This is a genomic window from Streptomyces sp. NPDC090499 (genome assembly GCF_044769305.1).
In the GTDB taxonomy this organism is placed as follows: Bacteria; Actinomycetota; Actinomycetes; order Streptomycetales; family Streptomycetaceae; genus Streptomyces.
Map to the genome: position 1 here is coordinate 1,075,773 of NZ_JBIVXP010000001.1, position 12,210 is coordinate 1,087,982.

The 12,210-nt window shown below is 69.0% G+C and carries 14 protein-coding genes; all 14 read right to left on the minus strand.

All coding sequences use genetic code 11. The annotated features are described in order from the left end of the window. Positions 1 to 2 precede the first annotated feature (2 nt). Entirely contained in the window at positions 3 to 938 is a 936-nt protein-coding gene (locus ACIQVL_RS05020; RefSeq protein WP_403474406.1) for a hypothetical protein, read from the minus strand. Continuing rightward, a complete protein-coding gene (locus ACIQVL_RS05025; RefSeq protein WP_403474407.1) occupies positions 938 to 5,206 on the minus strand; it encodes a phage tail tape measure protein in 4,269 nt (1,422 codons plus the stop codon). Before ACIQVL_RS05025 ends, ACIQVL_RS05020 begins: the two co-directional genes overlap by 1 nt. 35 nt (positions 5,207 to 5,241) lie before the next feature. Next, positions 5,242 to 5,640 carry a hypothetical protein gene (locus ACIQVL_RS05030; protein WP_403474408.1) on the minus strand — a complete coding sequence of 133 codons (399 nt, stop codon included), beginning with the start codon at positions 5,638 to 5,640 and terminating at the stop codon, positions 5,242 to 5,244. Beyond that, a complete protein-coding gene (locus tag ACIQVL_RS05035; protein ID WP_403474409.1) occupies positions 5,583 to 6,140 on the minus strand; it encodes a hypothetical protein in 558 nt (185 codons plus the stop codon). The genes ACIQVL_RS05030 and ACIQVL_RS05035 overlap by 58 nt, the downstream gene beginning before the upstream one ends. A 2-nt stretch (positions 6,141 to 6,142) precedes the next feature. Beyond that, entirely contained in the window at positions 6,143 to 6,814 is a 672-nt protein-coding gene (locus ACIQVL_RS05040) for a hypothetical protein (RefSeq protein ID WP_403474411.1), read from the minus strand. 129 nt (positions 6,815 to 6,943) lie between these two features. Beyond that, the gene (locus ACIQVL_RS05045; RefSeq protein ID WP_403474412.1) at positions 6,944 to 7,387 is read right to left on the minus strand and encodes a hypothetical protein; all 444 of its coding nucleotides are present in this window, start codon (positions 7,385 to 7,387) and stop codon (positions 6,944 to 6,946) included. Next, on the minus strand, positions 7,384 to 7,812 hold the full coding sequence (locus ACIQVL_RS05050; protein WP_403474413.1) for an HK97 gp10 family phage protein: 429 nt from the start codon (positions 7,810 to 7,812) through the stop codon (positions 7,384 to 7,386). The genes ACIQVL_RS05045 and ACIQVL_RS05050 overlap by 4 nt, the downstream gene beginning before the upstream one ends. Beyond that, on the minus strand, positions 7,812 to 8,243 hold the full coding sequence (locus ACIQVL_RS05055) for a DUF6093 family protein (RefSeq protein ID WP_403474414.1): 432 nt from the start codon (positions 8,241 to 8,243) through the stop codon (positions 7,812 to 7,814). The genes ACIQVL_RS05050 and ACIQVL_RS05055 overlap by 1 nt, the downstream gene beginning before the upstream one ends. Continuing rightward, complete coding sequence (locus ACIQVL_RS05060) at positions 8,233 to 8,610, minus strand: hypothetical protein (protein WP_403474416.1); 378 nt, start codon at positions 8,608 to 8,610, stop codon at positions 8,233 to 8,235. Before ACIQVL_RS05060 ends, ACIQVL_RS05055 begins: the two co-directional genes overlap by 11 nt. A gap of 112 nt (positions 8,611 to 8,722) precedes the next feature. Further along, entirely contained in the window at positions 8,723 to 9,058 is a 336-nt protein-coding gene (locus ACIQVL_RS05065) for a hypothetical protein (protein WP_403474417.1), read from the minus strand. Between the two features lie 360 nt (positions 9,059 to 9,418). After that, positions 9,419 to 10,468 (minus strand): major capsid protein, encoded by a 1,050-nt coding sequence (locus tag ACIQVL_RS05070; RefSeq protein WP_403474418.1) that lies wholly within the window; start codon positions 10,466 to 10,468, stop codon positions 9,419 to 9,421. Positions 10,469 to 10,480: 12 nt separating this feature from the next. Continuing rightward, entirely contained in the window at positions 10,481 to 10,897 is a 417-nt protein-coding gene (locus tag ACIQVL_RS05075; protein WP_403474419.1) for a head decoration protein, read from the minus strand. A gap of 105 nt (positions 10,898 to 11,002) precedes the next feature. Then, entirely contained in the window at positions 11,003 to 11,707 is a 705-nt protein-coding gene (locus ACIQVL_RS05080; RefSeq protein WP_403474420.1) for a hypothetical protein, read from the minus strand. A gap of 100 nt (positions 11,708 to 11,807) precedes the next feature. Beyond that, complete coding sequence (locus tag ACIQVL_RS05085; protein WP_403474421.1) at positions 11,808 to 12,044, minus strand: hypothetical protein; 237 nt, start codon at positions 12,042 to 12,044, stop codon at positions 11,808 to 11,810. Positions 12,045 to 12,210 lie beyond the last annotated feature (166 nt).

Consider the following 12,210-nt stretch of genomic DNA (forward strand, 5'->3'; position numbering starts at 1 on the left):
GTTCACAGGGCGGTGTAGGCCGACCGCCACGACACGCCCAGGCGCGCGGTGCCGGAGGGGTCCTCGCCGCTCCAGCCGATTTCGGAGCGGCCCCGGGGGATGTCGAAGAGGTCGAGACGGGAGGCGGGCGTGAGATCGTTCGCTACGTTGACCGTGCCGTTGCGCAGGGCCCAGCGGGTGCCGGGCCGGGTCTCCAACTCCACCCACTCACCGGCACGAAGCGACAGGCCGAGTTCGAGGACGCGGCGGGTGGCGGTGTTCCAGATCCGCGGGTTGGCGACCGGACCGTGAATGCGGAGGCTGGGCCAGGTCGACACATTGCCCTGGTTGGTGATCCACCCGGGCCGGTCGTCGGGGTCGGCGCTCTCACAGCCCACCAGCGCAGACAGGACCTGGTCCGAAGTGCAGTCCGTATCCTTGTGCCGCGCGGCCTGGTCCAGGCCCAGCGTGAGCTGCGACAGTTCGTCGTCGTACCAGCGCGGATCGAGACCGGCGAACTCGATGTCCAACGGGATCCACCCGTTGATCGCGGTCGCGGTGCTGGTGGCCTCCACCCGACGCAGCCGCCCGTACACGCGGCGGGTGCGGTGACCGGGCCAGCGGCCCCGCAGCACCGCCCGCCCCTCCGGCCGGGTCCGAACCGCGGGGTCGTCGACGGCGAGTTCCAGGCGGGCTAGCAAGTCGGCGGCCGCGGCCGGATCGCCGGGGGTCTTGATACCGGCCTCGAACCGCAGGGTGCGCGGCCCGTAGAAGTCCTGGCCGGGGTAGGTGCCGTCGCCCGTGGGGTTGTCCACGTCCTGTGGACGGGTAGGGGGTGCGCCGAGGCCATCGATGTCGCCGATCGGGATGCGGCTGCCGCGCCCGAGGACGACACCGCCGATCTCGAACTGCCACGGGGCCAGCTCGATGGGCGGGGACTGTTCTTCTCGTGTGGTCATCAAACTCTCCCGCCTCGTTGGGCGTTGCGCAGGTTGCGCATCATTTCGGTGCCGATCTGCTCGGGTGTGGCGGAGCTGTCGGTGACGGTGACAGGCATGGTGCCGATCAACGGTTGCTGCTCGCGGACGACGACGACCTGGACGCGCCCGCCCGCGCGGGCATCGACGACGCGGGTACGAGCGCGGTCGCTGCCGGTGCGGATGCCGAAGGCACGGACCACGCCCGCCATGACCTCCGAGCTGCGGGCCGCCTTGAACGAGCTGGCCAGAGCCGGGCTGTAGTCGCGGCTGCTGTGGCCTCGTACGCCGCCGTCGGCAAACCACTCGACCTGCCCGCCGAAGCGGTCGACGACGGTCTCGACGATGGCCTTGCTGCGTTCGCGCTTGGATGCGGCCAAAGGCACGTAGGCCTCGCCCCCTGTGGAGGGCTCCGCCCAGATGCGCCAGCTCCCGGCCGGGGCGATCTGCGCCACGTGCTGCTCACGGCCGCCGGGTCCGGTGACCCCTCCGTCGGCGTAGTAGTCGACGACGGCGCCATCGGCGTGCCGGTTGGCCTGCTTGCGCAGGTTTTCCGCCTGCCGTTCGAGGGCGTTAGCGGTTCCCCGACTGTCCGAGATGACCTGGTCGAGGATCGTGACGTGCCGGGTCGTGACCGTCAGCTGCTTGCCGCGCAGCGCGTCGATGCGGCGCTGGATCGAGTCCGCCGCCCTGCGAGGCCCGGAGGTCGGAACGGTGACCCTGACGTTCTTCGATCCGGGGACCTTCTCGACCCGAAAGCCCAGTGCCTCAAGTTCTTTGCGCGCTTGAGCTGTTGGTGCCCGCACGGTTATGGACTTGGCGCCCGGGGTGGTGCGCAGCTTGGCCTGGACGGCCTGAAGGCTTCTGATGGCGGCCGCGGTCGACGCGGACACCGGGATGTTCTTACTGTTCGGGGTCCGGCCTAGCGTGTCGATCAGGGTGTCGAGGTTCTTCTTCGCACCCTGGGTCGGGGCAGTGATCTTAATCTGCCGGGTGCCCGGGACCGTCTTGACCGTGAAGCCGAGCTCGCGGAGCTTCTGCTGTGCGCCGTCGCTGAGCGAGTCAACCTTGATCGTCTTGGCGTTGGGGAGCCGCTGGAACTCCGCCTGGACCGCGATCAGATTCGCGAGCGTGCTGTCCATGCCCTTGGTCTGCAGCAGCAGTGACACCTTGGACGGCAGCAGGCCGAGACTGTCGGCGACGCCCTGGGCCTGGGTGCGCGTCAGCCCGTAGCCCTGAGCGGCTTTGATCGCCTCGGTGCGGGCGCGGCTCATCTGCTCGCGGGCTTTGGCCAGTGCCGCCGGCAGGGTCTCGCCGTTACGCTGGGCCAGGTCGTACGTCGCCACGCTCGCGTCGGCCGCCGCATCCGACAGCGCGGTGAGCTGGGTGTAAAGCTGCTGGCCATTCCTCGTGGTGGTGTTGAGGGTCTTGTCCTCGTTGACGAGCTGCCTGCCGCCATAGCCCTGCTGGCGGTTGACGCCCGTGCTGCCCTCCTGCACGTCGAGTACCGCGGAGTTCACCTTGGCCTCGGCGGCCTGCAGGGAGATCTGCCCACCCGACAGCAGGTCGAGGGCACTCTTGAGAGAGCGCGTGCGGGTGTCGGCGTCGGCGGTTTCGTCGGCCAGCCCGCCGACCGCCGCCTTGAGCCGGTCGTAGGCGGAGGTGCCGTCGCCCGCGCCCCGAGTCGCCTGAGCCAGCTCCCGGGCGTTCTTGACCGACTCGGCCATCTCGCCCTTGACGCTGCTCAGCGCATCGGCGGCGTCCTTGTACTGCTGGCCGACGTCGGTGTAGTCGAGGACACTCGCCTTGCCACCGGCCACGTCCCTGTAGGCGCGGTGGGCGTTCGCCGTGGCCAGAAGCTGCTTTTGCAGCGACTCCAGTGAGGTGCCCTGGCCGAGGTAGGCGTCAGTCAGGGTCGCCAGCGGCACGCCGGCCCGGTCGAGGACCTTGGTGAGGTGGCCTTGACTGGTCTTGGTGTCCAGGAGGGTCTGGGCGGCCTGGTTGCGGACGTTGGCGTCGATCTGTCCGCCGGACTCGCGCAGCGCGGACGTGAGCGAGGAAACACGCTGCTGGTGTTCGGCGGCGGCCTGCGCGGCCTTCTGCTGCCGCGCGGCGAGCAGCCCCAGTCCGATCGACACGCCCGCCATGGCGACACCGAACGGGCCGCCGAGCGCGTTGGTGACGCCGCCGATCGCCGAGCGCAGCCCCGATCCAGCGGCCCGACCGATGCCGTTGAGGGTGCCGGTGAACGTGGTCCCAGCTCCAGTGGCGCTGCGGAACGCGCCGGTCATGGTGCCGAGGACGCCGACCCGGGCCTGGAGGGCTGCCCAAGCGGCCCCGTACCGGGACAGGGTGACGCCGGAGGCGGCGGCCAGGGACTGCTGCAGGCGCATCTGCTGATTGGCCGCGGCGAACCCTGAGCGGAACGGGCCGCTCACGGTGTTCGCGATGCCCGTCAGGGTCGGCTGCACGCGGCGGAACAAGAGCATCGCCAGGGCGGCGGACTGGATCGGGGCGGGCAGCGCGCCGAACGCGCTGACCAGACCGCCCACGAGGTGACCGATCGGCACCAGGACCAGGGACAGTCCGGAGACCGCGTCCATGGCCACGTTGGCGACAGTGGCGATGATGTCGAGCGTTCCGGCCGCCGCCCCGCCCTCGTCGCCGAGGCCGGATATGGCCTTGAGGAGAGGTTCGGCTCCGTCGGCGGCGTTGTCCAGGACATCGCCCAGGGTGCTTGCCGCGTTGAGCAGCAGGTTGAGGCCGGTGGCCAGGGAGTGCTCGCCGATGTCCTTCAGCGGCCCGATGAGCTTCTGGGCGTCATCGATGAGCGAGCCGATCCCGCTCTTCGTGGACTCCTTCAAATCCGGGCCGTACAGAGTGGCGATGTCGCGGCCGTAAGCGAGCGCGGTGGTCAGGTACGGGGTGGCGCCGGACAGGCCGCGGGTGAGCAGCCGGGTCACCCACTCCAGCCCCGGGGCCATCCCCTCGTACAGGGCGATGCCGGTCTGCCTGGCCTGGATGCGCAGCTGCGTCATCGCACCGGCGAGGCCCTGCCCGCGGGAGGCGGTGATGGAGGCGGCCGAACCGGTCTGCTGGAGGGCCATCGACAGGGCGTCAAAGCTCTCGGTGCCCTGGTGGGCGAGCGCGACCGCGCCGCTGAGGGCGGGTTTACCGAAGGCGCGGGTCACCGCAGCGGTGAAGTCCTGCCCGGACATGGTGTGTTCGGCCTTCGACAGGCCGTCGATCACCGTGCGCAGACCCCTGAATCGGCCCTGGGCGTCCCAGGCCTCGATGCCGAGGTCCCGTAGGGCCTTGCGCATGATGGGGGTCGGGGCCGCCAGGTTGGCGAAGAGCCCGCGCAGGCTCGTGCCGGCGGTCTGGCCGAGGATGCCGCTCTTGCCGAGCATGCCGACGGCGGCCGCGGTGTCCTGCAGGCTGACGCCGAGCGCGTTGGCGACCGGGCCCGCGTACCGCATCGAGTAGTAGATGTCGGTGATGGACCCGGACGCGTTGTTCGCGGTCGCCGCGAGGGTGTCCGCAGCCTTGGAGGCCTGGTCGGCGCCAAGGCCGAACTGGTCCATGATGTCGCCCAGGTAGCGGGCGGAGGTGGCGGCGTTGACATCGGCTGCGGAAGCAAGCTGAAGGGATGCGCGTACGGCGTCGATGGCCTGATCCGCGCGAAATCCCGCTCTGCTGAGCTCGACCATGCCCTCGGCTGCATCGGCCGAGGTCGCGGACGGCAGGGTCAGGTCGTTGCCAAGTTCCTGCGCGACCGCAGCGGCCCGCTTCATCTGTCCGGCAGTCGCGTCGGTCACCGCGCGGAAGAGGTTCATCTGCCGCTGGTAGCGGTTGCCCTCCTCGATGACCTCGCCAGTGCCGAGGAAGAAGGCCCCGCCGGCGAGCATGTTGGTGGCGGACAGGCTGCGCCGCCCGGCCCCGGCGGTGGCCCGCTGGAGCCGGGACATCGACCGGGTGCCATCGTCGCCGGCCGCCCGCAGGGCCGTCCGGGCGACTCCGGCGCGGGCGGTGATCCGGTCCAACTCGCCCACGGCCGCACGGGAGGAGCGGTTGAGCGCGGCAAACTGTGCTGCGAGTCGTGCCCCGTTGGCGTCCAGCCGTGCCAGCGTGCGGTTGGCGGCGTCGGTCCGGTCGGCGAGGGTCCGCATCTGGCCGGAGGCAGCACGGGTTCCCGCGATCAGGTCGCGGACCTCGGCGCGCATCGCGACCGTGAGGGTGAACCCGGCCACCGCGGGCGGCCTCCTTTACAGGTTGGTGGGTTGGATCAGGGGCGTGGTTCGTGCTGGTCGCGGGGCAGGAGCTGGATCTTCACGCCGTAGCCGGAGCGGTCGGCCGGGACGCGGTCGCGTTCCTGCTCGATCAGCTCGCAGCCGGGGCAGCGCAGCGTGTCGGTGACGTAGGCGTGGGGGTCACCGCCGCGTTCGTCGTCCCACTCCTCCAGGCGGGTGTGGCACTCGGGGCACACCGACCGCTGCCACTGCGCCCACGCCAGCGCCTTGGCCCGGTCCAGTTCCGTCCACCGGCCATCGCCGCCCAGGAACTGCGAGTGCGGGATGCGGTATCGCTCGCACAGCTCCAGCTCGGCCCGCAGCTGCGAGTCCCAGCTCAGCCTTTTCCCAGCTCCACCCGGCTTTCCTGCTGAACGGACCAGGCCGCCTCCCACAGCAACCCGGCATCCGGCGCCGACCACGTGGACAGCAGCTCGGCCGCCTCGTCCCGGCTCATGCCGTCGAACGACGCAGCCGCGATCAGCGCGGGAGGGAAGGTGTCGGGGTTGAACACCGATCCCTCTTCGGCCTGTTGCTCGGTCGGCGGATGCTGGGTGATCAGCTCCTCCAAGACCGGGCGCGGCAGAGCGAGGAAGGTGAGGAAGTCAGAAGCGTCGTTCAGCGCGGCACGCGCTGCCTCGAGCGCGGTCGCAGCCTCACCTGCTTGCTGGATAGCCCGCTCGTCGTCGGGGTTCGCCTCGGCGAGGAATCCGGCCCGCCGCGCAGCCTGCTCAGCGTCCTCGAACCGCTGTCTGAGCTGATCGTCGTCGCAGATGCGGAGCTTGTTTTGCGGCCGAGCGCGGTGGCGCAGACGTTCCATCCTGGCTGCCCACGCCCCCTCCGCCGCCGACGCGCGGGGCGGGGACGGGCGCTTGACCGGTGCGGTGCGCGACACGATCAGTCCTCGAAGTGCTCGTGGACGAAGCTTCGCAGCACCGTGACGTCGGTGTGCTCACCGTCGCGCGGGTGCTCATGACCACCGTGGTCGTGGTCGTGCCGGTCGTGGGCGTGGTCGTCGTCGCAGTCCTCGATCGGCGTGGGCAGCGGATGCGGGGCGATAGTCTCGGGCACCGGCGCATCGAGAGACGGCTCGTCGATGATGGTGAAGTCGACCTTGAACTTGGCCGCTTCGTTCCCGGTCGAGTACGTCGCGGCGCGGGTGGCGACCTGCGCCGGGAACACGTCGACCGAACGCGAGCCAGGGATATCGCCCTTACGGAGGAAGACGACGTAGCCCTTGGCACCCTTGGGCAGCTGCTGCTCGATTGCGTCGGAGAACCGGTCCTCATAGAAGGTCAGCGAGCTGCTGTCGGCCTTGTCGTTGCCCGGGATGGAGGAATTGAACGTGCTCCCCATGTCCGGGGTCTCGATCGGCTCGTTCTCCAGCGCCCAGCCCTCGATGTCGCTGACGGCCTTGGTCAGGTCGAACCGGTTGGGCTCGGAGAGCTCAGTGCGGCTGGGCCGCTCGTGGTTGTTGACCTTCTTGAGCCAGTAGATCTTGGAGATGCCGCGGCGGAGGAATCGCGTCTGGGTGGCCGGCTTGTTCGTGGACGGCTTCGTCAGGGACACAGGTCCGCTCCCACTTCTGGGGCAGCGTCCCGTGCCGAGGCCCTGCCCCTTGAGATTCAAAGGGGGTTCGCCTGGCCTGGGCCGAGCGTCCGCGCGGGCCTCCGCGGTGAGGGTGAAGAATGCGATTCTTCAGGCGGGTGTCACGGTGATCGTGAATCGCTGTACGTAGGACACGATAACGCCTGCCGCCGACACCGACGGCTCCCCGCCTGCGTCGTACGTCAACTCTCGGTCTATAACACGCACTTCGGGAACCCGAAGGTCATGAAGCCAACGGCCGTCGCTGCGGCCGACGACGCTGGCGCGTACGCGGTCGGCCAGCCACTGAACCTGGTCGCCCCGCTCACCGACCGAGGTGACCTGGTAGGACCAGGCGGCGTCCGCGTGCCAGTCCCACAGGGGCGGCCCGGAGAACGCGGCGGGCAGCGCGTCGAGGATCGTGTAGGGAGCCAGGGCGGGTTCCCATCCCGATTTCCCCTGGATCAGGGGAAGTTCACCGAGGCCGCAGGGCCGTCCGGTGGCCTGCTCGACCAAGTCGGCCAGCGCGCGGGTTACCGGCAAACGCGCGATCACGGCAACACCCCGTCCGCCAGGGCCTGGATGAACTCCGGCTCGGTTCGGCGGTAGGCGGGCTCGACGTGGGGAAAGGGCGGCTGCCGGTAGTGACGGCCGAGGCTGTCCACGCCGACGAAGCCGTACTCCAGCCTTCTGGCCTGCGGGGCGTCGGAGAATACCTCGGCGGTGACCATGCCACTCCCGCTGCGCATCCTGACGTCCCACGAGGCGCGGTACTGCCCAGTGATCACATTCGGGCCGGGCCGCCCGCTGGTGTTGCGCTGGATCCGGACCCGCAACAGCATCGCGTGATGCCGCGTGATCGTACGCGTACGAGCGCGGGTGGCCGGACCCATCCGCGCCAGCGCCGCAGCCAGCGCGATCGGGTCACGGAATGCAGTCGCGTCTGGGTGAGCGTTGGGGTGTTCGTTCAACAAGGCCATCAGTCGACCACCTCGACCCGCACGATGCGCACCACGCTGTAAGTGCCCACGGCCTCGTCGGAGACCCGGAACCGGCGGCCGACCAGATGAGGATCGCGGGGGCCCTTGGCTCGGACAGATCCGGCGACCCGGATCACGTCGTCGCGCCGCAGCACGGGAGCATCGACGGGCAGCACAGCTTGGTATTCGGTGACCGGCGGCTCGACAGCGACCGATCCGCCGACCGGTCGGGTGATCGCGGGGCGCCCATAGGGCATCACCGCGCCGAGCCCGTCCCAGATCAATTCCTGGTCCGGCGCGGGTGGCACAAGCTTGCCGGTGGTCTCGTCGAGCACTTCGTCCGTACGGCCTGCGCTATCGCGCCAGGCCTCCAGCTTGTCGTCCAGGATGCGGCCGACGACCCGGCGCACACCCTCCACGTCAAAGGCCACGAGCCCACTCCCCGAGCTGCACGAGCATCGCCTTCGTCAGCGAGAACGGCTCCGTGCCGAGGTCAGAGCGGGCCAATGCCGCATCCTCCAGTGCCTCCGGGTCGATCGCGTCGAGGAAGACGGCAGCCGCCAGACCTGGGTCGGGCACGTCGGCCACTGACACGCGAGCAAACCCAGACCACTGGGTGTCGCTCCGGTCAGCCACGTGCAGCAAGATCTCCGGCCGATCTCCGGCGAAGTGGCTGACGGAGTACGCCTTGACGGCACTCGGTTCAATGCGGGTGCCGTCGATCTCGATGTCGGCCCGGCCGCCCTGCGCCGTGATCTGTATGCGCCGGGCGACGGTCGTACCATTCGTCTGATCCATTCAGCCGACGCTAAGGCAGTTGTCGGACAGCACCAGGGAGCGCGTCGAATCACGATCAATTGGCGGATTTCGCTGCAGCTGACTGCGCCCGTGCATGACAAACGGCCCTCAGCTACCGGTAATGACGCGTGGGAGCCAGCCACGTCATCCCCATCATCGCCTCCGTCGCGTCGTCTTCCCCAGGCGGATCATCCGGGGCGGGGGCCTGGCGGACTTGTTCGATCTGTCGCTCAATACCGCGCAGGTTTTCCTGAAGATCCATGGTCACCACACCATCGACGGTGACCTTCAACGGATCGGCTAGCAGCTTGGCGCGTCGCTCGCCCAGGACCTCAAGCGCAACCGCGCGCGCCAAGCGCAGCCGAAAGAAGCGGCGCTCCAGGTCGGCTGGGTCAGTGTCCGGACCGAGCTGCGCCAACAGCCACGACCGCTGGAACTCGTCCACCATTCAACTTCCCTCGCAGTAATGCACGGTGCGGAGCCGCACAGGGATGAGCGGGCCCCGCACCGTGCGCATGGGCGAATTACGCGGATGACGATCGCGTCCGGCGGGACTGCGTCTTCTTGGCGCCCCCGCCGGTCTGCCCTGGTTCTGGTCCGGAGCCGTCGGCTTCCACACCTGGGCCCTGCTCGGTGGACGGCGTCGACTCGATGCGGTCTTGGGACGGTGGGCCTTCCCAGGCGGCGGGGTTCGTCACCAGCGAGGCGATGTCCGGTACCGGGCTGTCTCCCGGCAGAAGGATCAAGTCCTCATGGGTAGCCGGATCCTTCACATACACGGCGGCTTTCAGCCGCCCGCTTCCCGCCATCAGAGGACCTTCGCCACGATGTGCGCGTCCGGGGTGTGCATGACCGGCATGCCGACGGCAGCGCCCTTGGTCCAGATCTGTACGGGGTCGTCCTGGACTCCGCGGGTGATGATCAGGCCAGGTGCTTCCTCGCGGACGATCTCCGGGTTCGACCCGCGTGAGAGCACCAGGGCCTCGGCCGTCACCCCGTACAGAGTCTGCGCCCATTTCTCACGCTCCGGCGGCACCAGGATCCACAGGTCCTCGGGCAGCACCTTGCGGGGCTTGCCATCTACCCGGACCTGCGCCTTGTAGAAGTGGATCGGCGGCAGCGAGTAGTTGCCACGCACCACGTTGATCTGCTGCGGCGTGAGCGTCGCCGATGGCGTCGCTGACGGACTCACCGACCCGTAGTAGGCGGCCCGATAGGCGTTGTTCGCCGCCAGGAACGAAGAGGCCTTCCGGCTGGTGACCACCAACTCGGGTTCCGGAGCACCGATATCGTCCAGGTACTGAATCCACCGCAACTCGTCCGCGATCGGATCGGATTCCGGGTCCCACCACGGCCGCGCCGCGACAGGCATGTTCTCGGCGGGAACGTTCCAGTCGACTTCCAGCGTCAGGCCATTCTCCTGCCGCAGCGAGAACTTGCCGTCCGCCAGGACGTCGCCGGCCGCGAGTTCCATCCGGGACCGGATGGCCTCCACGTGCCGTTCCACGTCGTCGTAGAGCAGGTCGATCAGCCGGTCCTGGTCCGAGCCGTGGGATGCCTCCAGCAGGATCTGTTCCTGCTCGCCGACGACGAGCTTCTGTCCCAGCGCGGGCAGCGCGCCCTCGCGGGAGGTCTGCCACGCCTCGCGGGTCGCAAACGGCACGGAGGCGTTGAACGCTCGGTACTTGGCCACGTTGACGTACCGGCCAGAGTCCTTCGTACGCCACTTCACCTCCCGCATCTCGACGGTCGGGAAGATCGTCTGAGTGAGCAGGAAGTCCTTCGGGGACGGGATCGCGCGGGCGAACGCCGTCAGGTCCATGACCGAGACGTCCTTGAGCAGGTCCTGAATCGTCACAGCGCCCCCCGCTCACACAAAGCGGATCTGCGCGGCCCGCGGGTGCCACGCCAGCTGGGACACGTCGAGGCCGCCCGGGACCTTCGACACCTTCACCGCGCCGTGCCACAGCAGCGCGGCCGGCACCCTCGTCTGCCCCGGCGCGAACGGCGCCTCGGCGATCACGAAGCCGCGCAGGATCTGGCGGCCGCACTGCGCTTCCGGATCGTACGGCCCGTACAGGCCCGACTCGGCTACCTTGCCGACCGGCACACCGGACAGCACCCGGCCGTACGGGTCGCAGCCGTCGCCGCACACGTAGTGCACGCCTTCGGTGAACAGGTTCAGGTCGATAGTGATGGTGTCGACAGAGTCGGTGCCGTGCAGGGACGCCAGCCACTCGCGATTGGCGGTCGTGTACTCGGACTTCGAAACGGGCTGGATGGACATGTGGGGTCTCCATGGACGCTGCGGTCAGATTCCGCACACCGCCCACGGAGGCGATGCCGTCCACGAAGTCGAAAGGGGCGTGGTCCCCACAATCAGTGCCCGGCGCTACTGGGCACCTGAGCCGCTGAACTCGGGTATCAAGCCCCTTCGTTTGGCCACCTCCAGCCCGGCCGCGCCGGGCCTGGACACCGCGGTCGTGCGGGTCGGACCCCGCCCGGCCGGTGCACCCGCCGGAGCCGCCGGCACAGCAGTGCGAAGCTCGCCAAACAGCTCCGGACGGCGGATCCGCAGGGCTTCAGCCGCCGACTGGATCTGTGCCTCGTCCGCGTCCTCCTCGTCCACGGCCAGCAGACGCTCCGCGTCCACCAGGTCGTCGCCCACCGCGCCGAGCGCCACCAGAGCAGCGCGGCGAAGCGCCGCCCGCTCCCGCTCGGTGGCCAACTCCTCCCGACGTGCGGCCTGCAACTCCCTGTCCTGGGCAGCCTTTTCCCGGCGCTCCACCTCCGACAGCGCGGCCCGCTGGGCCCCCCGCTGCGCGGTCACGAACTCGGTAAGCGCCTTAGGGGAGTCAAACCCGAGCGTGACCAACAGCCGCTTGACTGCGGCTCGTTCACCCTGCGCCTTTTCCCGGGTGAGCATCTTGCCCAACCGATCCTGAGTGACCGTGACCTGCGGCTCCTGACCAGTCTCGGCTGTGTCATCGAACTGGTCGTTGCTCTCGTCCTCCGACGAGGCGCCGAGAATCGGGTAGATCGGCCGCCCATCACGGCGGAAGCCAACAGGGCGGCGAGATAGCAGGGGCCGGACCATACATCTCCTCCAGAGCGCGCCCCCGCGCTGAAGATCAGTGTAGCCATATCCACCGACGCCGAACCGGAGAGCCGACTCCCCGACATCTCCGCTTGATCGGCTATGCGACGCCTTCTGCCGATGCAGCGTGGCGAACGGCCTTCTTCACGTCCGTCTCGACGGAGACCCGGACCTTGCCCTCCGCGTTCACGCACTCTGTCACCTTGGCCTGAAACGTTGCGGCAGTGTCGAACCAGGGCCTCCCCTCCGCACTGTAGGGCGTGCTCTTGACGGCGTCCTGAGCCTCCAGGGCAGTACGCTCCACGTTGATCAGGTCATCGAACGAAATAGCGGCCACATCGGAGCGTTCGACGTCTAGGCACGACAAACACCCAGTCGACACTGGTGGGCATCAAGACCCGGCCCCGGCCACTGGCCAGTACCGGACCAGGTGGGTTGGTTGGGAACAAGGTCCTGTGAGAGATCAGCTCGCCCAGGACCGGCGGACATTCACTCTCCTGTCG

Bases quoted from the DNA above. Each gene is read 5' to 3' on its own strand.
- ACIQVL_RS05020 (WP_403474406.1), bottom strand. From the start codon at position 938: ATGACCACACGAGAAGAACAGTCCCCGCCCATCGAGCTGGCCCCGTGG.
- ACIQVL_RS05050 (WP_403474413.1), bottom strand. From the start codon at position 7,812: ATGGCCTTGTTGAACGAACACCCCAACGCTCACCCAGACGCGACTGCA.
- ACIQVL_RS05060 (WP_403474416.1), bottom strand. From the start codon at position 8,610: ATGGATCAGACGAATGGTACGACCGTCGCCCGGCGCATACAGATCACG.
- ACIQVL_RS05065 (WP_403474417.1), bottom strand. From the start codon at position 9,058: ATGGTGGACGAGTTCCAGCGGTCGTGGCTGTTGGCGCAGCTCGGTCCG.
- ACIQVL_RS05075 (WP_403474419.1), bottom strand. From the start codon at position 10,897: ATGTCCATCCAGCCCGTTTCGAAGTCCGAGTACACGACCGCCAATCGC.
- ACIQVL_RS05080 (WP_403474420.1), bottom strand. From the start codon at position 11,707: ATGGTCCGGCCCCTGCTATCTCGCCGCCCTGTTGGCTTCCGCCGTGAT.